Below are 22,218 nucleotides of genomic sequence, written 5' to 3'. Positions count from 1 at the left end.
CTGTGGCCCTGATTTGAGATTCGCGTCATCTGTGGCCGTCATCGGCGGCGGCGCGGCCGGCCTGGTCGCGGCGGCGTTTGCGGCGGCGAACGGCGCCGACGTCGTGCTGATCGAACGCACCGCTGACGGCGGGCGCAAGATCCTGATCAGCGGCGGCGGGCGCTGCAACGTGCTGCCGTCGGTGCTGGCCCCCGAGCGCTTCGTCACCGACTCGCCCGCGCATCTGCTGCGCGGCATGCTGCGCTCGTGGCCGCTGCGCGAGCAGCGCGCGTTCTTCGAGGGTGACCTCGGCATTCCCCTCGCGTTGGAGGCCGGGTCCGGCAAGCTATTCCCCAGGTCCAACCGCGCCCGCGACATCCGCGACGGCCTGGTCGCGTTCGCGCGCAAGCGCGGCGTGCGGATGCAGTTCGACACCACCGTCACGGACCTCAAGGTCTCGCCAGGGGGATTCACGATCGCGACCTCCGCCGGGGACCTGCAAGCCTCACGCGTGGTGGTGGCGACCGGCGGGCTCTCGGTGCCCACCACCGGCAGCGACGGCACGGGCCTGCGCGTGGCCGAAGCGCTGGGCCACCGGATGATCGACACCTACCCCGCACTCACGCCGCTCGTCGGCTCGCCTGCCTCCGGACATGCGGCGCTGTCGGGCGTGTCCCTGGACGTGCGCCTGCGCGCCAAACTGGGGACGCGCGCGGTTGAAACCTCGGGCGGCTTTCTTTTCACGCATCGCGGTTACAGTGGGCCCAGCGTGCTGGACATCTCGCACGTCGTGACGCGCGCATCTAGATCTGCGTCATCTGCGTCATCTGCGGCCCTGGTTGAATCCTCGGCGGACAAGTCTGCGGCGATCAGGGCACAGTGGTCGGCACTGGATTCGGCGTCGTGGGAGCGCGAATTCGACGCGCCCTCCGCGCTGATCTCGGCATTGCTCGCGCGTCACCTGCCCTCGCGCCTCGGTGAACGCCTGATGATCGAGGCCGGCATTCCGCCTGAACGGCGGAGCAGCGGCCTGCGCCGCACCGAACGGCTGTCGCTCATCGCCCGCCTGACCTCGTACGAACTGCCGGTGACCGGCGACGAAGGCTACAAGAAGGCGGAAGTCACCGGGGGCGGCGTGGCGCTGGACGAGGTGGAGCCGCGCACGCTCGAAAGCCGCCGCTGCCCGGGCCTCTACTTCTGCGGCGAAGTGCTGGACGCATTCGGCCCGATCGGCGGGCACAACTTTGCCTGGGCGTGGGCCACCGGCCGCGCCGCCGGGCGCGCCGCCGGCGAGGTCGAACCTCTGCTGGAGGACAAGCGGTAGAATCGGGCGTTCCGGAGGGAACCCTCAATGCGTGATCGACTCCTCGCCATCGCCGCCCTCGTGTCTCTTGGATCGGTTGCGGTGCTGGCCCAGGCACCCGCGGCGCCGGGCTACCTGGTGCCGCCCAAGGTCATCGTTGACATCCTCGACGCGCCGCCGCCGCCGACCGCCGAGCTGAGCCCGGCGCGCGACGTGGTGGCGCTGCTCGAGCGCACCAGCATGCCGACCATTGCCGAACTGGCGCAGCCCATGCTGCGGCTGGCCGGCGTGCGCATCAACCCGAAGACCAACGCGCCGCACCGGTCGAACACGCGCTACCGCAACCTCACGCTCAAGCTCGTCGCCGACAGCAGCGAACGGAAGGTGACGCTGCCGGCGTCGCCGGTGTTGTCGTGGATTGGATTTTCGCCCGACGGCCGCCGCTTCGCCTTCACCAACATGCGCGACAACGGCGTCGAGCTGTGGATTGGCGACACCGCCACGGGCCAGGCCAAGGCCGTGACCCCGGCGCAGTTGAACGCCGTGTTCGGCGCGCCCTGCAACTGGATTGGCGACGGCGGTTCGCTGCTGTGCGCCTTCACCAACAGCAACCGCGGCGCCGCCCGAAGCGCCCACCGGCCCCAACGTCCAGGAAAGCCGCGGACGCGTGGCGCCGACGCCCACCGTGCAGGACATGCTGACCAGCGTTCAAGACGAGGCGCTGTTCGAGTACTACGGCACCAGCCAGCTCGCCACCGTCGATGCCGCCACGGGCCAGCGCTCGCCGCTCGGCCGGCCCGCAATCTACACGGACTTCCGGCCCTCGCCGGATGGCCAGTTCACGCTGGTCACGCGGATCAAGCGGCCGTTCTCGTGGCTGGTCCGCTATGACGACTTCCCGACCATGGCTGAAATTTGGGATCGCCGGGGCGCGCTCGTGAAGGTGATCGCCGACCTGCCGCTCGCGGATGACGTGCCGCGCAACGGCGTGCTGACGGGCCCGCGCAGCTGGCGCTGGCACCCGACGCTGCCGGCAACGGTGGCGTGGGCCGAGGCGCTCGACGGCGGCGACCCGAAAGCCACGGTGCCGCAGCGCGACAAGGTGATGACGTGGGCGGCGCCGTTCGCCCTCAACCCGGTGGAGATGACCCGCACCGAATACCGCTTCCAGAACATCACCTGGACCACCGCCGGCGCCGCCTGGATCAACGAGGGCAACCGCGACACGCGCGCCGTGCGCACCTCGGTGATCGACACGCCCGGCGGGCCGCTGCGCAAGCTGTGGGAACGCAGCTCCGAAGATGCCTATGCCAACGCCGGCGCGCCGATTCGCCAGCCGCGATCGTCCGGCGTGGACTCGTTGTTCCAGTCCGGCGACACGGTTTACCTCACCGGCGTCGGCTCGTCGCCGCGAGGCGATCATCCCTTCCTCGACAAGGTCAACATCAAGACCGGCGCCAAGGAACGGATCTTCCAGACCGAAGACGGCGGCTACGAGACGGTGCTCGGGCTGCTGTCGGACGATGGGGCGAAGTTCATCACGCGCTACGAGACGCGGAACGAGCCGCCCAACTTCTTCGTGCGCGGGCGCGAGTCGAATTCCCGCCGGCCGATCTCGAACTACGCCGACCCGGCGCCGCCGCTCAAGGGCGTCAAGTCCGAGATGGTCACCTACACGCGCCCCGACGGCGTGCAGATGCGCGCCACCATTCACACGCCGCCGGGCTGGACGCCCGCGCAGGGCCGCCTGCCGGCGTTGCTGTGGGCGTATCCGCAGGAGTTCGCGGATCCGAAGATGGCCAGCCAGGTGACCGGCTCGCCGGACCGCTTCACCACGCCCGGCTGGGGCACGCTGCACATGCTGTTCCTGACGCAGGGCTTCGCGGTGATCGACGACCCGAAGATGCCGATTGTCGGCGCCGGCGAGACCGCCAACGACACCTACATCGAGCAGCTCGTCGCCAGCGCCCGCGCCGCCGTCGACAAGGCCGCCGCCATGGGCATTGTCGATCCGGATCGGGTGGTCGCCGGCGGGCACAGCTACGGCGCCTTCATGACGGCGAACCTGCTGGCGCACTCCGACATCTTCCGCGCCGGCATCGCCCGCAGCGGCGCCTACAACCGCACGCTGACGCCGTTCGGCTTCCAGAACGAGGAGCGCACGTTCTGGGAAGTGCCGCAGCTCTACGCGCGGATGTCGCCGTTCAACCACGCCGACAAGATCAAGGAGCCGATCCTCCTGATGCACGGCGAAGCCGACGACAACGCCGGCACGTATCCGATCCAGTCGGAGCGCTTCTACCGCGCGCTCAAGGGCCACGGCGCGACGGTGCGCTACGTCACGCTGCCGTACGAGGCGCACGGCTACGTGGCGCGCGAATCGGTGCTGCACACGGTGGCGGAGATGCTGAACTGGGCGAACGAGTGGGGCAAGGCCGCCAAGCCGCGCACCACCACGTCGTCGCCGCAGTAGGGGTCTGACCCCGAGTGTGATGTGCCGAGGGGTCTGACCCCTCGGCGGGCCTATAATGAGTACCCCCTCTTGGAGATGACAGACATGAAACGGTTCATCCTCGCGGCTCTCCTCGCGTTTGGCCTTGCGGTCCCCTCGTTTGCCGATGTCACGGTGAAGTCCACCGGCGGCGGCAAGGGCATGGGCATGTCCACCACCATGCAGACGGTCACCTACATCAAGGGCAACAAGATGCGGACCGACACCGTGATGGGCGACACCACCCGCACGATGATCTTCGACGTCGATAACCAGCGCCTCTACTCCTTCGACTCGAAGCAGAAGGAAGCCGACGCGTGGGACATGCAGGCGTTCGGCGCCAACCTGGCGGCCAGCGTTGACACCAGCGGGATGAAGGCGTCGGTCAAGGCCAACGGCCAGACCAAGGTGATTGCCGGCAAGACCGCCAGCGGCTACGACATGTCGATCGCGATGCCGACCACCGTCGGCGGCAAGGACGGCATGAAGATGACGGTGAACCTCACCGGGCCGATGTGGGTCGTGAAGGGCGCGCCCGGCACGGCGGAGTACATCGCGTTCTACAAGGGCGCGCTGGACAAGGGCTGGATCTTCAGCGACCCGCGCGGCGCCAAGGGCTCGCCGGGCCAGGCCAAGGCGATGGCCGAGATGTATCGCGAGCTCGCCGCCACCGGCGGCATCCCGTACGAGCAGGAGATGAGCATCAAGATGAGCGGCGACGGCCCGATGGCCGGGATGATGGCGAAGATGGGCAACATCACGAGCACGACCACCGTGACGTCGGTGGAAACCGGCGCGCTCGCCGCCGAACTGTTCGCGCCGCCGGCCGGCTACAAGATCAAGGAACAGAAGTAAGGCTTGTCCTCATACCTCTCGCTGCTTCGGCGCGAGTCCACCAGCGTGATCGCCGTCGAGCTTCGCCCGCCCAGGGCGGAGCTCGAGTCGGCGGAAGGCATGGACGCGTGGATTGACACCTACCACGCGATCCGCTCGCTGACGCGCCACGACGTGCGCGTGATGGTGACCGACAGCGCGGTGGGCGCACAGGAAGAAAACAACCTGCGCCACCTGGTGAACAACCTCGGCGACACCGTCGGCCGCCACCAGATCATCCCGTTCCTGACGACCAAGCACTCGCTGGAGTTCTGCCTGGCCTATGCCGACCAGACGGCGCAAAGCGGCTTCCCGTCGCTGGTTGTGCTGGGCGGCGACAAGCACGTCGGCCGGCCGCGCTGCCTCGAGCACGCCTGGCAGTTGCGCAAGGTGATTCGCAGCCGGCATCCCGAGCTGGAACTCGGCGGCTGGGCCAACCCCATCGCCAACCCGAAGGGGCAGGTGGACTTCCTGCTGCAGCCCGACGTCAGCGCGGATTTCTATCTGACGCAGATCGTGTCGCACCACCAGGAGGGCCAGGTCGCCGCGTTCCTCGACGCCGGCCGCGCCGGCGGTCTCGAGATGCCCGGCGTGTTCGGCGTGTTTTACTACCGCAGCGCCAACCAGAAGACGCTCGACATCCTGAACCAGTTCCTGCCCGTGCCCGTGGCGGAACTGAAGGCCGAGTTCGCCGCCGGCGCGACGCCGATCGACGTTTGCGCGCGCACCATTCGATCGCTGCTCGACCTGGGCGCGAAGCATTTCTACGTTAGCAACCTGCCGACGAAGAAGACGGCGGCCACGCTGAACGCCATCCTCGAAAAAGCCGGCGTGACGGTAGGGACCCACCGCTAGACCTGTCCCGCACCTCAAATACGTTCGGCCGCAGATTACGCAGATTACGCCGATTCCCCCACGGCACGCGATTCGCAAACAAGACACCAAGGCCCGCGACGGCCTTCGGCCGTGCGATGAAGCAGGAAGCCGGCATTGAGAGATCGGCAAGAACCGACCCGAGCTCTCTCAATGCCGGCTTCCTGCTTCATCGCCGCGCGCCGGGCGTAGCCCGGCGCTGCGGGCCTATGCGTCTGCGTCATCTGTGTAATCTGCGGCTCTGATTAGAGACGGGCGAATCGCTTCGGCCCAATCAGCGGCTATAATTTCTCCATGGGTAAGTTTTACGATTCCGTTCCGGTCTCCGCTATCGTCCGCATCCGCGACATGATGTACTCCGTCAAGGATCCGTTCCGCCTCGATCAGGGCGACGTCTCGTTCGACGCGCCCGACACGTTCAAGGCGGCCGTCGCCCAGGCGATGAAGGACAACCGCACTCATTACCTGCCCACGGCCGGCATTCCGCAACTGCGGAAGGCGGTGGCCGAGAAGATGCGCACCAAGAACGGCATCCCCGTCGAATCCGATGAACAGGTGATGATCACCAACGGTGGCACCCACGGCTTGTACGCCGTGATGCACGCGCTGCTCGAGCCGGGCGACGAGATGATCGTGCCCGGCCCCGAATGGCCGCCGACCATGGCCATTTGCCAGGCGGCGCAGGGCGTGCCGGTGCAGGTGCCGCTGCGCGAGGAGCTCGGCTGGCGTTGGAACATCGACGAGGTCGAAAAAGCCATCACGCCGAAGACCCGCGTGCTGTACCTGAACTCGCCGAACAACCCGACCGGCGGCATCCTTACCCGCGCCGACATCGAACGGCTGGCGGCGATTGCGCGCGAGCGTAACTTGTGGGTGATCTCGGACGAGGCGTACGAAGACCTGCTCTTCACCGGCGAACACGTCAGCATCGCGTCGCTGCCGGGGATGTACGAGCGCACCATCCCGGTCTGCACCATGAGCAAGTCGTACGCGATCACCGGCGTGCGGGTCGGCTATTTCGCGATCCGCGACAAGGCGCTGCTCGCCCGCGCGCTCAAGATCGTGCTCTACACGACCAGCAACGTCTGCTCGATCGCGCAGTACGGCGCCGTCGGCGCGCTCGAGGGTTCGCAGGACTGCATCGCTGAATTCCGCACCGAGCTGAAGGCCCGCCGCGACCTGTTCTACAAGGGCCTGGCCGAAGCGGCACCCGGCGTGTTCTCCGGCACGCCGCCCGATGGCGCGTTCTACGCGTTCGTGAAAATCAATGCCGACTGGGCCAGGGACGCCGGCATCACCGGCGACTCGTTGTCGTGGGCCATGGCTGAGTACCTGATCAAGCACGGCCGCATTGGCTGCGTGCCCGGCGTTGACTTCAGCGCCGCCTGCGAGGGCTACATGCGCTTCTGCACCGGCCGCAGCCGCGAAGAGCTCACCGGCGCCCTGGCGTCGATGAAGGAGGCCTTCTCCGCTATAGCCCGAACTGCCTGAAGTGATGATCGGTGTGCCGCGCGATTAGCACGCCGTAGGCGCGGTGGGTCAGTGGGCCGAACGCCGGATGCGGCTGCAGTCGCGTCTGCGGGGTGACCGCAGCCAGCCGCGCCAGCAGCTCGGTGTAGCCCTTCTGCTCGTCGGCGAGCACCGCGCCGTCGCACCGCGCGATCAACTCCGGCGCCGTCGGCGTGCCCTTGGGGAACGGCATCACGTAGATGATGAACTGCTTCAGCGGCGTGAACCGGATCGGCAGGTTCTTCGATTTCACCGTCAGCTCACCGAGCGCCATGCGATAGCTGTCGTTGACGTGCGCCAGCATGCCGCTCGCGCTCATCTTGCCCCACGCCGGTGTGGTATCGGCACTCAACCGCTTGACGCGATCGGCGAGTGCGTTGCGGAACGACGGATCCCAAGCTGTCATTTGACGTGTCTCCCACCATCGACGCGAATCGTCTCACCGGTCACGAAGTCAGACGCCACGAGGAACATCACGGCCTTGGCGATCTCGGCTTCGCCGCCCCAGCGGCCCAGCGGCGTGTTCCGCACCACCGACGCGCTCTCTTTCGCCGGCATGTCGGGCGGCGCCAGGATGGGGCCGGGCGCAATCGCGTTCACCAGGATCTGATCGGCCGCCAGTTCGAGGGCCAGCCCTTCGGTCAGCGCTTTCACGCCCGCCTTGGCCACATAGTAGGGCAGAAACCCCGGGTAGCGCGGCCGGCCGCTCGCCACCACCCAGTCGGTGAAGTTGATGATGCGACCGCCGCCCACGCGCTTCATGACGATGGCCGCGGCGCGCGAAAACAGGAAGGTCGCCCGCAGGTCCACCGACATCTGGCGGTCCCAGTCAGCGGCGGAGAGCTGGTCGAACGGCTTCGAGCCATACAGCGACGCCATGTTGATCAGGATGTCGAGCCGTCCGAGCTGCGACACGGTCGCTTCCACGGCCTGGACACAGTCGAGCTCGCTCGAGACGTCGGCCTGCACCGACACGGCCTTGCGGCCGATCTCGCGCACCGCCGCAACCGTGGCGTCGGCCTCCGCGCGCGACTGGTTGTAGACCATCGCCACGTCCGCACCTGCCTTGGCCAGCGTGGTGGCGACGACCGCGCCAATACGTTTGCCGCCGGTAATGAGGGCGACCTTGCCGTTGAGCTCCATGGTTGTTCAATTAGGCCACTGAAGCACGGCAGCACGGAAACCAAAAAATTGGCCGCGTTCTCGCGTACGCGTCGCGTAACCGCTTTCGGGCCGCGTAATCAGCCGGCGCCAGACCTTCGCGTTAAGCCCTTGGCCGATCAGGCTTTGCCGCTTGGCGCGCATCCTGCTTTAGCTCCCGGCGCGCCATGGGTTTTCCGAGGCGACAAAGGAGCGATTGAGATGCAACGTGCACTGACTCTGGCAATGGCGGGCGTGTTTGTCCTGCTGATTTCGGCGCAGGCGCAGGCCCAGACCTACAACTTCACGGCGGCGCTGCACGGGGGGAACGAGCTGCCGGCGGTCAGCACCGGTTCGGCCGGGACGGCCACGATCTCGCTGAACGCGACGACCGGTGTCCTCACCTACCGGATTGACGTCTACAACATGCCGGTGGGCACCACCGCCGGGCACTTCCACGTCGGCGCGCCGGGCGCCGCCGGGCCGACCGTGATCAACTTCACCGTCTCAACCGGCATCTCCAACGATTTCGCCATCACCGGCACCGCCTCGTCCGCCGAGCTGACCCTGCGGGCGGCGCAGGGCATTGGCTCGTGGGATGACTTCCAGCAGGCGCTCCTGCTCGGCAACATCTACGTCAACGTGCACAGCACCAACAACCCCGGCGGCGAGATCCGCGGCCAGGTCACGCGCGTTCCGTAGCGAGTGCTCACCGGAGGTTAGGAGGTCAGGAGAAATTGTTTCTCCTAATCTCCTGATCTTCTGTTTTCTTCTTACTTGGGTTGCCAGCCCCAGAAGCGGAGGATGGTGTAAACCGCCTTGAAGGCGTCCTTCAAGCCGATCTTCTTCCCCTCTTCGTAGGTGCGGCCGTTGTACGAGATGGGCACCTCGTAGATGCGCGCGCGCATCGCCGACACCTTCTGGGTGATCTCCGGCTCGATGCCGAAATCCTTCGACTGCAGGTCGAGGCGATCCGCGACCTTCCTCACCATCACCTTGTAACAGGTCTCCATGTCGGTGAGGTTCAGGTCACTGAACATGTTGGAGAGCATGGTCAGCAGGCGATTGCCGACCGAGTGCCAGAAGTACAGCACGCGATGGCCGCGCGGTGAGCCGAGGAAGCGCGAACCGTAGACCACGTCCGCTTCGCCGTCGAGAATGGGGCGGATCAACTGCGGGTACTCGCGCGGGTCGTACTCGAGGTCGGCGTCCTGGATGATCACCATGTCGCCGGTGGACTCGCGGATGCCGCGCCACACCGCCGCGCCCTTGCCCTGGTTATGAGGCTGGAACAGGACGCGGACACCGTCCTTGCCATCCAGTTCCTTGAGGATGTCCCGCGTCCCATCCTTCGACCCATCGTCCACGATCACGAGTTCCTTCTCGACGGGGCCGAGATCCACGGCGAGCACGCGCGCGACGATGGTGCGGATGGTGGCCTGCTCGTTGTAGGCAGGCATCACGACGCTGAGTTTCATGAGGCGGAGAAAGTGTAGCTCATGAACCCGTCGGGAGGGCACTTCTTGTCGGGAGGAAGCCGTCAGTCGGGGGAAACGCTGGTCGGGAGGCACTTCCCGTCGAGACTCAAAGTCCCGACTGAAAGTGTCCTCCCGTCAAGCAGTGCCAAGTGTTACGCGAGCACCTTGATGACGACGCGGCGGTTCTGCGCGCGGCCGGCGCGGGTGGTGTTCGGGGCCACCGGCTTCTCTTCGCCGTAGCTGATCACGTTGATCTTGTGCAGCGGCACCTGGTGCTTCTCGTAGAGATAGCGCTTCACGGCTTCGGCGCGCAGCAGGCCGAGCTGCTCGTTGTACTTCGCGTCGCCGACGTTGTCGGTGTGGCCTTCAATCTCGACCCACACGGCCTTCTTGTCGGCCTTGAGCGCGTTCACCATGTTGTCGATCGCCGCGGTGGCGTCTTCCGGCAGTTCGGCCTTGCCGAGCTTGAACTCGCCGCGGTCTTCGCTGAGCACGGTGGTGAAGATCAGCTTGCGGGTCTCGGCTTCAAGACCGGCGGCGCGGGCGTCGGCGGTCTTGCCGACTTCGGCGGCGCGGCCGGCGGCGGTGGCGGCGTCGGCCGCGGCGGCGTTGGCCTTGGTCGCCGAGGCGTTGGCGGCGGCGGCCTTGGCGTCCACTTCGGTGATGCGGCCTTCAGCCGTGCGCACGCGCTCCTGGGTTTCCTCGAGCGACTTGCCCATGGTGCCGACCTTCTCGTTCACTTCACCAACCGACGTGCGGACGAACTTCTTGGTGGCGCACGCCGGAGCGACGGCCAATGCGACCGTGAAAACACCGATGACGAAAAGAGACTTACGCATAATCACATTCTCCCTGCGATCCAAATCACGAGATCGCCAAATCACTAAACTACCAAATTTCCACTACCGCCTCGACCCGGCGACGTAACCGCCGCGGGTCCTGACCACAAAGTCCTTCTGCGACGTCCGTATTTCCAAGGGGTGCCACCCCGGTGATGCGCCCGGCTCGAATGCGATCAGATACAGGTGGCGCAATTCGTCAATCACCGCGCGCGCGGCCTTGTGGGCCGAGGCCGAGGTGCTGCTGTAGTGCAGCGCGCCGCCGGTCCAGCGCGCGAGGTCTTCAATCGTGCCAACCGACGCGGGGGCCTGCCGCTTCGAGCCCGGCGTGGCCCGATCGGAACCCGGATCGTCGATCGGCAAGACCACGGCGATGATGTAGACCGGCACGTCGATGGCCGCGGCCTTCGCCGACACCTGGGCCGGCGTCATCAGGCTCGAGGTATCAATGCCGTCCGTCAACACCACCACCGCGCGGCGGGCCATCGGGCGGGCTGCCACCCGCTCCGCCGCCGCCGAAATGGCGTCATGTAACGAAGTGGCCCCGAATGGATCGACCTCCCCCAGCGCACCCTTAAGGGCACGCGTATCGACCGTAAACGGGGCCACCTCGTGTAGCCGGCTGTCAAACGCGAACAGCCCGGCTTCGTCGCGGCCTTCGTCCAGCGAGGACAACAAGTGATAGGCCGCAAATCTGGCTGCGGTCGTGCGGGCGGCAATATCCATGCTGCCGCTCACGTCGAAGAGAATGGCCAGGCTCAACGGCGCCCGTTCGGAGCGGAACTCGTTGATCGCACGGTGCTCGCCGCGGTCGATCACTTCAAAGTCCTGCCTGGTGAGGTTGGTCACGAGTCGTCCTTTGTTGTCGCGCACCGTCGCGCTTACCGTGACAAGGTCAACACCCGAACGGAACGTTGCCTGCTTCTCTGCGGCCCCCTGCGCCCAACCGGACACCGGTTGGCTCACAATCGCGAGGGCGAGGAGGAACCGCCGCATGCCATTCCCGTATCCAAGTTTGCTGCCAACCAGGTAACCCATTTGTATTCAGTAGTTTAACTGAAACTGTTGAGCTGGGACAAGGTCTTGAGTCATGTAAGGGTGTAGCAATTACATGGCGCCAGGGGGGTAAGATCGCCCGTCATGCCTGTCACCTCCGCGCCGATCAGGACCGCGAAGCGAGTCGATCGTTTCACCTACGCCATCCGCAACATCGTTGGCGAGGCGAAAAAGGTGGAGCAGACCGGCATGACGGTGCGGTACCTCAACATCGGGGATCCGAACCAGTTCGGGTTTCTCACGCCGCCGCACCTGATCGAGGCGGTGGCGAAGGCGATGCGCGATGGCCACAACGGCTACACGCCGTCGCCCGGCATTGCGGAAGCGCGTGAGGCGGCGGCGGCCGACTTCGCCGCCCGCGGCGTCAACGTCTCGGCGGATCGCGTGTTGATCACCACGGGCACCTCCGAAGGCATCGAACTGGCGCTCACCGGCATCGTCGATGAGGGCGAAGAAGTGCTGGTGCCGTCGCCGACCTATCCGCTCTACACCGCGGTGCTCGCGAAGATCGGCGCCCGGCCGGCCTACTACCGCACCGATCACACGCGCGAGTGGATGCCGGACCTCGATCACATCCGCAGCCTGATCAACCCGAAGACGCGCGCGCTCGTCGTGATCGATCCGAACAACCCGACCGGCGCGATCTATCCCGAGCCGATGCGGCGCGCGCTGATCGCCCTGGCCGAGGAACATGGCCTGGTCATCCTCGCCGACGAGGTCTACGGCGATCTCGCCTACGACGGCCCCGTGCCGCCGATGGCGGCGCTCGACAACCACGCGCCGATCATTTCGTATTCGAGCCTGTCGAAGGCCTACCTCGCGCCGGGGTGGCGGGCCGGGTGGATGGCGGTGGGCTCGTCGCCGCGGCTCGATCCCGCGCTGGCCGCCATCAAGAAGCTCGCCGACGGACGCCTCTGCAGCCCCGGCCCCATGCAGTACGCGGTCACCGCCGCGCTCACCGGCGACCGCTCGCATCAAATCGCATTCCGGCAACAGCTGCGCGAGCGCGCGGAGCTGACCACCGCGCGCATGAACGCCATCCCCGGCATCTCGTGCGTGGCGCCGCGCGGCGCGTTCTACGCCATGCCGAAGGTCGAGTTGCCCGGGGGCAAGACCGACGTCGATTTCGTGCTCGGCCTGCTGCGCGCCAAGGGCATTCTCACCGTTTACGGCTCGGGCTTCGGCACAGCTCCCGGCGACGGCTTCTTCCGCATTGTCTTCCTCGCCTCTCCGAAAGAGCTCGGCGCGATCTATGACGATGTGGACGCGTTTACGCGGCAGTTCCTTGGCGCCTGACGATTCGCGCGCGACCGTGAAAAGGGAACCTGCTTCCTTTTTTGCGTTTCTTACGTATTCCGTGATTGCGCTCGTGCTGACCTGGCCCCTCGCCGCCGGCCTCGGGCGCGACGTGCCCGGCGACCTCGGCGACTCGCTGCTCAACATGTGGATCCTGGCGTGGGGCGCGCAGCACCTCCCCGGCCTGCTGACCGGCGGCATGGGCTGGCAGCAGTTCTGGGACGCCAACATCTTTCATCCCGCGCCGCTGGCGCTGACGATGTCGGAGCACCTGTTCGGCCAGGTGTTGCAGATCCTCCCGGTCTACTGGATCACCGGCAACATCATCCTCTGCTACAACCTGTTGTTCCTCTCGACGTTCGTGCTGTCGGCGTTCGGCACCTACCTGCTGGTCCGGGATCTGACCGGCGATCGCCGGTCCGCCTTCATTGCCGGGCTGGTCTACGGCTTCCTCCCGTACCGCATCGCGTCGGTGCCTCACATCCAGGTGATGAGCTCGCAGTGGATGCCGTTCGCGCTGTACGGCTTGAATCGGTTTGTGACAGGCGGCTTGCCCCGCCGTAGCTCGACTGACGGCGTTCGAGCGAAGGCGGGATCGCGCAGAGCACTCGCGGGCGGAACCTTCGCGCTCGTGATGCAGAACTGGTCCTGCGGTTACTACCTGCTCTACTTCGCGCCGTTCGCGCCACTGTTCGTCGTCCATCGCATGTGGGCGGCGAAGAAACTTGCGGATGCCCGGATCTGGATCGGCCTGGTCGCCGCCGCCGGGGCGACCATGGCGCTGACACTCCCCTTTCTGCTGCCGTATACGAAGTCGCAGCAGCTGTTCGGCTTCGAGCGCCCGTTCGGAGAAGTGGTCCAGTTCTCGGCCAACGTCTGGTCGTATGTGACCGCGTCCGAAAACCTGTGGTTGTTCGGCAAGGCGCTGCGCTACTACCCGCACGGTGAGGGGGAAACGTTTCTTGGTTTCGTGCCGTGGATCCTCGCTGCGATTGGGATCGTCGGGTTGCTGATTGGTACGAAGGGGTCAGACCCCTCGGCAACTCTTGCTCGGGGTCAGACCCCACGGGTGCCGGGGTCAGACCCCGAGCAGGAAGTGCCGAGGGGTCTGACCCCTTCGCGGTGGCGCCGCATCTTGACCTGGGTGCTCGCTGTCGCCGTCGTGACGCAGTTGGTGGGCGTGGTCGCCGCCCTGGTGTTTGGCGGGTTCGATCTCGACGTGCTCGGCGTCACCATCCGTGCCCGCACCCCGCAGCGGCTGTTGCTGCAGTTGCTGGCCGCGGCGCTGTTGTTGCTGGCGGCCTCGCTCCGCGCGCGAGCCACCGCCGCGCGGGCGGCGCGCTCGCCGCTCGTGTTCTTTGCCATGGCGACGGTGCTCGCCATGTGGCTGTCGCTCGGTCCGCTGCCCAACGCCGGCGAGGTCCACCTCTCGGGCTTCGGCCTGTACCGCGTGCTCTACGACTACGTCCCCGGCTTCAACGGCGTGCGCGTGCCGGCGCGTTACGCCATGCTCGCCGGGTTGTTCCTCGCGGTGATGGCCGGGTACGGGATGGCGCGAAGGGGTCAGACCCCTCGGCACATCCCTCTCGGGGTCAGACCCCTCGCACTGACGGTGGTGGTCGCCCTGCTGATCCTTCTCGAAGGCGCCGCGATCCCCATGGAGATGAACCGCACCTGGGCGCAGAACGAAGCCATGCCCCCGGCGCGCGTGGTCCCCGCGGCCCAAGCACCGCCGGTGTATGCCAGGGTGGCCGCGCTGCCGGCCGGTTCGGCGATCACCGAGTTTCCGTTCGGCGACGCGGCCTGGGAAATTCGTTACGTCTACTACTCGGCCGCGCACTGGAAGCCGATCACCAACGGCTACAGCGGCAACTTCCCCCCGGCCTACAAGGTCCTGGTGGCGCGGCTCCAGAGGGTCACCACCGATCCGGAGGCGTCGTGGCAGGCCCTGACCGGCTCCGGCAGCACGCACGTCGTCTTGCACACGAACGCCTTCGCCACCCCGGCCGACGCCGAAACCGTGCGCGCGTGGCTCACGGCCCACGCCGCGCGGATGCTCGAACAGTTCCCGGACGGCGATACACTGTTTGCATTACCGTAATCGGCTTCCGACTCCCGACTCCCGGTTCCCGGCAGAATCCATATGCGCCCTGATCCCCTTTCATACCTGAACGCCGAACTGACCGCTCTCAAGGAGCAAGGCCTCTACCGCAAGCTTCGCATCCTTGAAGGCGAGCCGGCCGCCCACGCCACGTTCGATCACAAGTCGGTCGTCAACCTGTCGTCGAACAACTACCTGGGCCTGGCCACGCATCCCCGGCTGAAGCAGGCCGCGCTCGACGCGGTGGCCAAGTACGGCGTCGGCTCCGGGGCCGTGCGCACCATCTCGGGCACCATGGAAATGCACATGGAGCTCGAGCGCCGGCTGGCCGAGTTCAAGCACGTCGAGGCGGTGGTGGTGTTCCAGAGCGGTTTCTCCGCCAACGCCGGCACCGTGTCGGCGGTGCTCACCAAGGATGACGTGGTGATCTCGGATGAATTGAACCACGCCAGCATCATCGACGGCTGCCGCTTGAGCCGCGCCGCCATCAAGGTGTTCCCACACAAGGACGTCGACGCCGCCCGCAAGATCCTGAAGGACCTGCCCACGTCGCAGCGCAAGATCCTGATCACCGACGGCGTGTTCTCGATGGAAGGCGACCTGGGCCCGTTGCCCGGGCTGTGCACGATCGCGGAAGAGTACGGCGCCATCATGATGGTGGACGACGCGCACGCCAGTGGCGTGTTCGGAAAGAACGGCAGCGGCACCGTGGACCATTTCAAGTGCCACGGGCGCGTGGACATCCAGGTCGGCACGCTGTCGAAGGCCGTTGGCGTGCTCGGCGGCTACGTCGCCGGCACCAAGACCCTGATCGAGTTCCTCTACCACCGCGCGCGGCCGTTCCTGTTCTCGACCTCGCATCCGCCGGCGGTCACCGCCGCGTGCATTGCCGCCCTCGACGTGCTGGAAAGCGAGCCGCAGTGGATCGAGCAGCTGTGGGACAACACCCGCTTTTTCAAGGCGGGCCTCGAACAGCTCGGCTTCAACACCGGCCTCAGCGAAAGCCCGATCACGCCGGTGATTGTCGGCGAGGCGGCCACCGCGGCGCGCATGTCGGACGCCCTGTTTGCGCAGGGTGTGTTCGCCCAGAGCATCGGCTTCCCGACCGTGGCCCGCGACAAGGCCCGCTTGCGCACGATTGTGGCCGCCACCCACACCAAGGCCGACCTGCAGTACGCCCTGGACATGTTCGCCAAGGTCGGCAGGGAACTCGGCGTGATCAACTAACGTCCGAGATAAGAGCTGATGCCCAAGGCGTTCTTCCGCCGCTACACCCACGACCTCACGTCCGAGGAGCTGGGGAAGCTGTTCACGCGCGAAACGCCGGAGGCCTACCACTTCTTCGCCAAGGGCATCAACACCGCGGAGCTCGAGGGCCTGCCTTGGTACAAGAAGGCGGTCAAGTACGCGCAGGGGTTCTTCCTGGCGTTCACCATGCGGCTGTCGCCCGCCCGCCGGCTGATGTACGGTGTGGCGCTGGGTCTCTCGGTAATTGGCCTGCTGCAGCTCTTTCGCGGGTTCGGCTTGATGAGCGTGCCGATCCCGATTGCGCTCTTCTTCGTTCACATCCGCGTGCCGGCGCCGCTGTTCAGCGACGGCACCCTGTGGCTGCTCGGCGGCTTCCTGCTGATGAACCTGCTGGTGCTGCTGGAAGTGGCCGACCGCCTCTCGCTCAAGCGCGACCTCGAAGTGGCGCGCGAGATTCAGCAGGCGATGCTGCCCGAAGGCACGTGGTCGGGCCCGGGCGTGGAGGCGTTCGGCCTCACCAAGCCCGCCAACACCGTGGGCGGCGACTTCTACGACATCCTGCCGCAACCGGACGGCACGGTGCTGGTGGCGCTCGGGGACGTGGCGGGCAAGGCCAGCCCCGCGGCCCTGCTTATGGCGCTGCTGCTCGCCATCCTGCGCACGCTGGCGGACGAAGGCCTGCCGCTGCCCGCGCTGGTCAAGCGCCTCAACCTGCAGGTGGCCCGGCACGCGCCGGCGTCGCGATTCATCACGTTGTTTCTCGGGTCATACACCCCGGCGACCGGCCGTCTCGAATTTGTGAACGCCGGCCAGACACCTCCCCTGCTCCGCCGGCAAAATGGCTCGATCGAGCGGTTGATGAGCGGCGGCGTCGCCCTGGGCATGTTCGAAGGCAGCACCTACGAATCCGGAGAAGTCCAGCTCAACCCCGGTGACGCGCTGCTGATGTATAGCGACGGCCTCACCGAGGCGGAAAGCCCCGACGGCACGCCATTCGACGAGGCCGGGCTCGAACGCACCCTGGCGCTGTATGCGGGCGCGTATCAGCAAGCCGCGGCAGGCGACCTGGGGCGTGCGGTGTTCGACGCGGTCGAGCGCCACCGCCGCGACCAGCGGCTCGCCGACGACCTCACCGTGCTGGTGCTGAGCAGGCTCGCGTAGACGGAATCGGACTTCCAAGCCACATTCCGATAGCCGGATTCGCCCCTTCGGCGTCTAATTGGGCTTGAAGGTCCGGCTGAAATGCGCCTCTTCGTTGCCTTGATCGTTCTCGCCTCCGCGCCCGCGTTCGCGGGACAAGTGCCCGCCCGGGCACAAGGCGCTGAAGGACTGTCTCTGCAGGCGTTCATGCAGGCGGTGGAAACCGCCATCTCGACCATGGACCGCGACCGCTGGACGGCCTTGCTGTCGCCCGCCGCCGACCGCGAACAGTCCCTCCAGTTTTTCGACGCCATGGTCCCCCAGGGCATCACCCGCGTCGTCGTCAAGGAGCGGGATCGATCGCCGCTGCCGGGCTCGCTGCCGGGCGAAGGCTATCGCCTCGTGATCGAGGTGTTCCAGGAAACCGGACGTCGCGGGCGCATCGCGACGTGGCGGCTCGACATCCGGCGGCCGCGCGGCGACGACATCGGGTCGCAGCCGTGGCGCATCATCAGCGAAGACCGGCTCGCGTCCATCGAGGGCCTGCACCGCCTGGCGCTGGAGGCGGAGAAGCAGTACAGCGCGCGCAACCTGGTGCTGGTGGCCGTGGACTTCACGCTGCGGCTGCCCGAAGGTGACGTGTTCGTGGCGGAAACCGCCGAAGGCGTGACCGCGCTCGTGCTGGTCGGCGAGGGCAGCATGGTGTTCGAGCCGGCGCCGAAAGAAGAGAAGGGCCAGCTGCGCATCTTCGCCGGGTCCGAAACGCTCGAGACGCCCTTCACCATGGCGTTCGTGCGGATCAGCCCGTTCGAGTTCGAGCAGCGAGTGGCCGCGGACGTGCTGACGCCGGTGCCCGTGGATCCGCGCGCGCTGCGCCGCGGCCAGGCGATCTTCGACGAGGACGTCGCCAAGTCGTTCAACCTCGACTTGAGCGACTTGAGCCGCGACGTGTGGTCGCTGCTGCCGCAGCCCGGCGACTTCGTCGCCGAGGTGCGCACGCGGCGGTTCAACGCGCTCACCTACGCGCGTTCGAGCGGCGAGCCCGAAGACGTCTCGGTGTTCCAGCGCGCCAGCCGGCGCAACATCTCCGCCTACGCCTCGGAGCAGAAGCTGGCCAGCCGTGGCCGCTTCTACGACGAAGACGACCTGATTGACTACGACGTCACCGACTACGACGTGGACGCGCAGTTCATTCCCGAACGCGAATGGATGGAGGGCCGCACGCGCATCAAGCTGCGCGTCAAGTCGCACGCGCTGGGCGTGCTCACGCTGCGCTTCGCCGACACGCTGAACGTGTCGTCGGTGACCAGCGACGAATTCGGGCGCCTGTTGTTCCTCCGCGTGCGCAACCAGAACAGCGTGCTCGTCAACCTGCCGTCGCCGGTGTCGCGCGACTTCCCGCTCACGCTGACCATCGCCTACTCGGGCCGCATCCCGCGCCAGGGCATGCAAGATGAGTCCGTCTTCGCGTCTGGAGACGCCGACGCTACGACGGACAAGTCGCGCGACCTGTCCGCCATAGCGGCGGAGGCGCCAGCCGCGACGGTGGAGCAGCGCAACACGCAACCAGACGATGTGCCGTTTGCGCCGGCGGAGCCCAAGTGGTTGTTGAGCAACCGCAGCTACTGGCATCCGCAGGCGCAGGTCACCGACTTCGCCAGCGCGCGCATGCGCATCACCGTGCCGGCCGAGTACGCCGTGGTCGCCTCGGGCGTGCTCGAATCCGGGTCGCCGTCGCCGGCCGAGCCCGCCATCCTCGAAGGGTCCGGGCGCTCGGTGCCGCGGGTCTCCTACACCTTCAACTCGCCGCAGCCGCTGCGCTACCTGTCGTTGCTGGTGAGCCGGATGAACCGCGTCGACGCCGCCACCGTGGCGCTCGACATCGACACCCGGGCGCCGGCGCGCAGCCAGGCGCTGTCGGTGCCCGCCGACACGCTGGCGCAGCAGATCATGCGGCTTCAGGCGCTGCTCACCGCCGTTCCGCCGGTGGGCGCGCGCAACACGGTGCGGATGTCGGTGGAGGCCAACAAGCGGCAGGAATCCAGGGGCCGCGACACCGTGGCCCTGGGCGCCGACATCATGCGGCTGTATGCGTCGATCACCGGTGACGTGCCGTACGACACCATCACCATTGCCATGGTGGAAGACGAGTTCCCGGGCGGCCACGCGCCCGGCTACTTCGCGATGATCAACAACCCGCCGCCGATCGTGGCCCACAGCTGGCGCAACGACCCCGCGGCGTTCCAGGGCTTCCCCGAGTTCTTCCTCGCGCACGAGCTGGCGCACCAGTGGTTCGGCCAGGCCGTGGGCTGGAAGAACTACCACGAGCAGTGGTTGAGCGAAGGCTTCGCGCAGTATTTCGCGGCGCTGTATGCGAAGGAGCGCCGGGGTGAAGCCGCCTTCCGCGACGTCCTCCGCCAGTTTCGGCGCTGGAGCATGGATGAGTCCGACCAGGGCCCGATCTATCTCGGCTACCGGCTCGGCCACATCAAGGGCGAGAGCCGCGTGTTCCGCGCGCTGCTCTACAACAAGGGCGCCGCGGTGCTCCACATGCTGCGCCGCTTCGTCGGCGACGACCAGTTCTTCCGCGGCCTGCGCCGCTACTACGCCGACAACCGGTTCAAGAAGGCCGGCACCGACGACCTGCGCAAGGCCATGGAAGCCGAAAGCGGCCGCAGCCTCGACCGGTTCTTCGAGCGCTGGGTCTACGACTCGTCACTCCCCCACCTGCGGTTCAGCTCGACCCAGGAGGGCCAGGAGCTGCTGGTCCGGTTCGAGCAGGCCGGCGAGCTGTTCGACGTGCCGGTGACCGTCACGGTGACCTACGCCGACGGCAAGACCAGCGAGCACCTGGTGATCGTCTCCGACGCGGTCACCGAGCAGCGGCTCCCCCTGTCCGGTGCCTTCCGGTCGGTAGACACCAACCAGGACGGCGGGGCGGTGGCGGTCATAGAGCGACGGTAGGCCCTGTTGTAGCCTCCGGCTTTGGCCGGAGCTTGCCCGTGGGCGAAAATCCGCCTGAAGGCGGATGCTACAGCCCCCCTGGGATATCATTCCAAGGTCATGGAAAACGTCACGCTGACCATTGATGGCCGCCAGTTGTCCGTCGCCAAGGGCACCTCGGTCCTCAAGGCCGCCATCGAGGCCGGCATCCAGGTTCCCTATTACTGCTACCACCCCGGTCTCGGCATCGACGCGTCGTGCCGCGTCTGCCTCGTGAAGATCGAGAAGATGGCCAAGCTGCAGACGTCGTGCTCGACGCCGGTGGCCGAGGGCATGGTGGTGCACACGCAAGACCCCGAGGCCGTGGAAGGCCGCAAGGGCGTCTTCGAGTTCCTGCTGATCAACCACCCGCTCGACTGCCCTGTGTGCGACAAGGGCGGCGAGTGCCCGCTGCAGGACTTCTCGAACCAGTTCGGCAACGACCACAGCCGCATGGACTTCCCGCGCCGCACCTTCGACGGCGAGGGCGTCAAGGCCGACATCGACTTCGGCCCGACGCTGATGCTGAACCGCAACCGCTGCATCCTGTGCACGCGCTGCAGCCGCTTCATGGCGGAAGTCGATGGTGACGCGCAGATCGGCACCATCAACCGCGGCAACGGCAGCGAGATTGCGACCTTCAACGAACAGGGCGTCCACTCGCTGCTCTCGGGCAACCTGATGGACGTCTGCCCGGTCGGCGCCATCACCACCAGGCAGTACCGCTTCCGCTCGCGGCCGTGGGACAACCCGCACGCCGTTGACACCACCTGCACGCTCTGCGCGAAGGGCTGCAGTACCACCGCGTGGCTCAAGGCCAAGCCGGAGTGGGCGAAGGGCGCCCGCCTCGCCCGCATGACGCCGCGCTACAACGCGCAGGTCAACGACTTCTGGATGTGCGACATCGGCCGCTTCCAGTACCTCTGGGTGGAAGGCGACCAGCGCCTGCGCAAGCCGATGATCCTCACCAAGGACGGCGTGCACCAGGTCGCGACCTGGAAGGACGCGCTGATGCGCGTGCGCGACCTGCTCAACGCGGCCGGCCGCAAGGACCCGGCGTCGGTGCGCATGCTGGCGTCGGCCCATGCCTCGCACGAAGAGCTGTACCTGCTCAAGCGCCTCGCCGAAGACCTCAAGGGCGAGGCGGCCGCTTCGCACGTGCACGTGGCGTGGCGGCGCACCGAGAAGCAGCAGCCCGCCACCACCAAGTTCCGCGTCGCCGCCGTGGACGCGCCCAACGTCAACGGCGCCCGCGACCTCGGCCTGGCCGTGATTGGCGACGGCGACGCCGACCTCTCGGCCCTGCGCACCGCGATCGATCAGGATCGCGTCGCGGTCCTGTATGTGCTCGACCCCGGGCCCGACGGCTCGATGGGCGACCTCACCTGGCTGGTCGAGGCCCGCAAGGCCGGCCGCGTGCCGGTCATCGTCTACCAGGGCGTCCTGCAGACGGAACTCGCCAAGGTCGCCGACGTGGTGTTGCCCGGCGCCGCGTGGGTCGAGAAAGACGCCACCTACACCAACGACCAGGGCATGGTGCAGGCCGCCTCGAAGGCCATCAACGCGCCCGGCGAAGCGGTGGAAGACTGGCAGATTCTCACCAGCGTGGCCGCCGCCCTCGGCCTGCCCTACACCTACACGACGTCACAGCAGGTGCGCGCCGACGTGGCGAGGTTCCTGGTGAACCGTCCCGAGTACGCCACCCTGACCGAAACCGTGTTCAACCGCGCCGTGAGCGCGGAACACTGGCTGAAGACCAGCAACCCCATGGAACGCTGGAAGTGGGACGTCATGTTCCAGGATCTGCCGCCCGTGAAGGGCCACAACGTGCAGATGGAGAACATGGCTCAGTCCACCGTGATCCCGCTGCGGCTGGTAACCGACGAGATTTCACGGGCATCAGACTAATC

General features: G+C 66.9%; 18 protein-coding genes. 13 read left to right on the top strand and 5 right to left on the bottom strand.

The window, feature by feature from the left end; genetic code table 11:
- The first annotated feature begins 31 nt into the window (after nucleotides 1–31).
- The 6 genes from WC815_09795 to WC815_09770 all read left to right on the top strand — a co-directional run bounded on the left by WC815_09795 (nucleotide 32) and on the right by WC815_09770 (nucleotide 7,010).
- Entirely contained in the window at nucleotides 32–1,303 is a 1,272-nt protein-coding gene (locus WC815_09795; GenBank protein ID MFA5909055.1) for an aminoacetone oxidase family FAD-binding enzyme, read from the top strand.
- 27 nt (nucleotides 1,304–1,330) lie between these two features.
- Nucleotides 1,331–2,173: a hypothetical protein gene (locus tag WC815_09790; GenBank protein MFA5909054.1), complete on the top strand. Its 843-nt coding sequence runs from the start codon at nucleotides 1,331–1,333 to the stop codon at nucleotides 2,171–2,173.
- Nucleotides 2,174–2,186: 13 nt separating this feature from the next.
- A complete protein-coding gene (locus WC815_09785) occupies nucleotides 2,187–3,755 on the top strand; it encodes a prolyl oligopeptidase family serine peptidase (protein ID MFA5909053.1) in 1,569 nt (522 codons plus the stop codon).
- A gap of 84 nt (nucleotides 3,756–3,839) precedes the next feature.
- On the top strand, nucleotides 3,840–4,628 hold the full coding sequence (locus tag WC815_09780; GenBank protein ID MFA5909052.1) for a hypothetical protein: 789 nt from the start codon (nucleotides 3,840–3,842) through the stop codon (nucleotides 4,626–4,628).
- 3 nt (nucleotides 4,629–4,631) lie between these two features.
- On the top strand, nucleotides 4,632–5,501 hold the full coding sequence (locus WC815_09775; GenBank protein ID MFA5909051.1) for a hypothetical protein: 870 nt from the start codon (nucleotides 4,632–4,634) through the stop codon (nucleotides 5,499–5,501).
- 312 nt (nucleotides 5,502–5,813) lie between these two features.
- Complete coding sequence (locus WC815_09770) at nucleotides 5,814–7,010, top strand: pyridoxal phosphate-dependent aminotransferase (GenBank protein MFA5909050.1); 1,197 nt, start codon at nucleotides 5,814–5,816, stop codon at nucleotides 7,008–7,010.
- On the opposite strand, the gene WC815_09765 is transcribed toward WC815_09770, so the two are convergent.
- Together WC815_09765 and WC815_09760 are read right to left on the bottom strand one after the other, a co-directional pair.
- A complete protein-coding gene (locus tag WC815_09765; protein ID MFA5909049.1) occupies nucleotides 6,991–7,434 on the bottom strand; it encodes a DinB family protein in 444 nt (147 codons plus the stop codon). The two genes, WC815_09770 and WC815_09765, sit on opposite strands and share 20 nt — an antisense overlap.
- Entirely contained in the window at nucleotides 7,431–8,171 is a 741-nt protein-coding gene (locus WC815_09760) for an SDR family oxidoreductase (GenBank protein ID MFA5909048.1), read from the bottom strand. Before WC815_09760 ends, WC815_09765 begins: the two co-directional genes overlap by 4 nt.
- A gap of 219 nt (nucleotides 8,172–8,390) precedes the next feature.
- Between WC815_09760 and WC815_09755 the strand changes: the two genes are divergently transcribed.
- Nucleotides 8,391–8,870, top strand: coding sequence for a CHRD domain-containing protein (locus WC815_09755; protein MFA5909047.1), 480 nt, complete (start codon nucleotides 8,391–8,393; stop codon nucleotides 8,868–8,870).
- A gap of 71 nt (nucleotides 8,871–8,941) precedes the next feature.
- Here WC815_09755 and WC815_09750 read toward each other — a convergent pair whose 3' ends face one another.
- The 3 genes from WC815_09750 to WC815_09740 form a co-directional block, all read right to left on the bottom strand.
- Nucleotides 8,942–9,646, bottom strand: coding sequence for a glycosyltransferase family 2 protein (locus WC815_09750; protein ID MFA5909046.1), 705 nt, complete (start codon nucleotides 9,644–9,646; stop codon nucleotides 8,942–8,944).
- Between the two features lie 152 nt (nucleotides 9,647–9,798).
- Complete coding sequence (locus tag WC815_09745; GenBank protein MFA5909045.1) at nucleotides 9,799–10,485, bottom strand: OmpA family protein; 687 nt, start codon at nucleotides 10,483–10,485, stop codon at nucleotides 9,799–9,801.
- A gap of 63 nt (nucleotides 10,486–10,548) precedes the next feature.
- The gene (locus WC815_09740; protein MFA5909044.1) at nucleotides 10,549–11,481 is read right to left on the bottom strand and encodes a VWA domain-containing protein; all 933 of its coding nucleotides are present in this window, start codon (nucleotides 11,479–11,481) and stop codon (nucleotides 10,549–10,551) included.
- A 144-nt stretch (nucleotides 11,482–11,625) separates the two neighbouring features.
- On the opposite strand from WC815_09740, the gene WC815_09735 reads away from it, so the two are divergent.
- The 6 genes from WC815_09735 (at nucleotide 11,626) to WC815_09710 (ending at nucleotide 22,216) form a co-directional block, all read left to right on the top strand.
- A complete protein-coding gene (locus WC815_09735) occupies nucleotides 11,626–12,837 on the top strand; it encodes an aminotransferase class I/II-fold pyridoxal phosphate-dependent enzyme (GenBank protein MFA5909043.1) in 1,212 nt (403 codons plus the stop codon).
- 73 nt (nucleotides 12,838–12,910) lie between these two features.
- Complete coding sequence (locus WC815_09730) at nucleotides 12,911–14,938, top strand: hypothetical protein (GenBank protein ID MFA5909042.1); 2,028 nt, start codon at nucleotides 12,911–12,913, stop codon at nucleotides 14,936–14,938.
- Between the two features lie 42 nt (nucleotides 14,939–14,980).
- Complete coding sequence (locus tag WC815_09725) at nucleotides 14,981–16,165, top strand: glycine C-acetyltransferase (protein ID MFA5909041.1); 1,185 nt, start codon at nucleotides 14,981–14,983, stop codon at nucleotides 16,163–16,165.
- Nucleotides 16,166–16,183: 18 nt separating this feature from the next.
- Entirely contained in the window at nucleotides 16,184–17,347 is a 1,164-nt protein-coding gene (locus tag WC815_09720; GenBank protein ID MFA5909040.1) for a PP2C family protein-serine/threonine phosphatase, read from the top strand.
- An 81-nt stretch (nucleotides 17,348–17,428) separates the two neighbouring features.
- Entirely contained in the window at nucleotides 17,429–20,290 is a 2,862-nt protein-coding gene (locus tag WC815_09715; GenBank protein MFA5909039.1) for a M1 family aminopeptidase, read from the top strand.
- A 99-nt stretch (nucleotides 20,291–20,389) separates the two neighbouring features.
- Nucleotides 20,390–22,216: a molybdopterin-dependent oxidoreductase gene (locus WC815_09710; GenBank protein MFA5909038.1), complete on the top strand. Its 1,827-nt coding sequence runs from the start codon at nucleotides 20,390–20,392 to the stop codon at nucleotides 22,214–22,216.
- Nucleotides 22,217–22,218: the final 2 nt, after the last annotated feature.

This window comes from Vicinamibacterales bacterium (assembly GCA_041659285.1).
Taxonomy (GTDB): domain Bacteria; phylum Acidobacteriota; class Vicinamibacteria; order Vicinamibacterales; family UBA2999; genus 12-FULL-67-14b.
The sequence above is the reverse complement of the archived record's forward strand: the minus strand, read 5'-3'. Positions and strand labels throughout refer to the sequence as shown.

Bases quoted from the DNA above. Each gene is read 5' to 3' on its own strand.
- WC815_09715 (MFA5909039.1), top strand. From the start codon at position 17,429: ATGCGCCTCTTCGTTGCCTTGATCGTTCTCGCCTCCGCGCCCGCGTTC.
- WC815_09735 (MFA5909043.1), top strand. From the start codon at position 11,626: ATGCCTGTCACCTCCGCGCCGATCAGGACCGCGAAGCGAGTCGATCGT.
- WC815_09710 (MFA5909038.1), top strand. From the start codon at position 20,390: ATGGAAAACGTCACGCTGACCATTGATGGCCGCCAGTTGTCCGTCGCC.
- WC815_09755 (MFA5909047.1), top strand. From the start codon at position 8,391: ATGCAACGTGCACTGACTCTGGCAATGGCGGGCGTGTTTGTCCTGCTG.
- WC815_09790 (MFA5909054.1), top strand. From the start codon at position 1,331: ATGCGTGATCGACTCCTCGCCATCGCCGCCCTCGTGTCTCTTGGATCG.
- WC815_09785 (MFA5909053.1), top strand. From the start codon at position 2,187: ATGGCTGAAATTTGGGATCGCCGGGGCGCGCTCGTGAAGGTGATCGCC.
- WC815_09725 (MFA5909041.1), top strand. From the start codon at position 14,981: ATGCGCCCTGATCCCCTTTCATACCTGAACGCCGAACTGACCGCTCTC.
- WC815_09780 (MFA5909052.1), top strand. From the start codon at position 3,840: ATGAAACGGTTCATCCTCGCGGCTCTCCTCGCGTTTGGCCTTGCGGTC.
- WC815_09750 (MFA5909046.1), bottom strand. From the start codon at position 9,646: ATGAAACTCAGCGTCGTGATGCCTGCCTACAACGAGCAGGCCACCATC.
- WC815_09745 (MFA5909045.1), bottom strand. From the start codon at position 10,485: ATGCGTAAGTCTCTTTTCGTCATCGGTGTTTTCACGGTCGCATTGGCC.
- WC815_09765 (MFA5909049.1), bottom strand. From the start codon at position 7,434: ATGACAGCTTGGGATCCGTCGTTCCGCAACGCACTCGCCGATCGCGTC.
- WC815_09760 (MFA5909048.1), bottom strand. From the start codon at position 8,171: ATGGAGCTCAACGGCAAGGTCGCCCTCATTACCGGCGGCAAACGTATT.
- WC815_09740 (MFA5909044.1), bottom strand. From the start codon at position 11,481: ATGCGGCGGTTCCTCCTCGCCCTCGCGATTGTGAGCCAACCGGTGTCC.
- WC815_09720 (MFA5909040.1), top strand. From the start codon at position 16,184: ATGCCCAAGGCGTTCTTCCGCCGCTACACCCACGACCTCACGTCCGAG.
- WC815_09770 (MFA5909050.1), top strand. From the start codon at position 5,814: ATGGGTAAGTTTTACGATTCCGTTCCGGTCTCCGCTATCGTCCGCATC.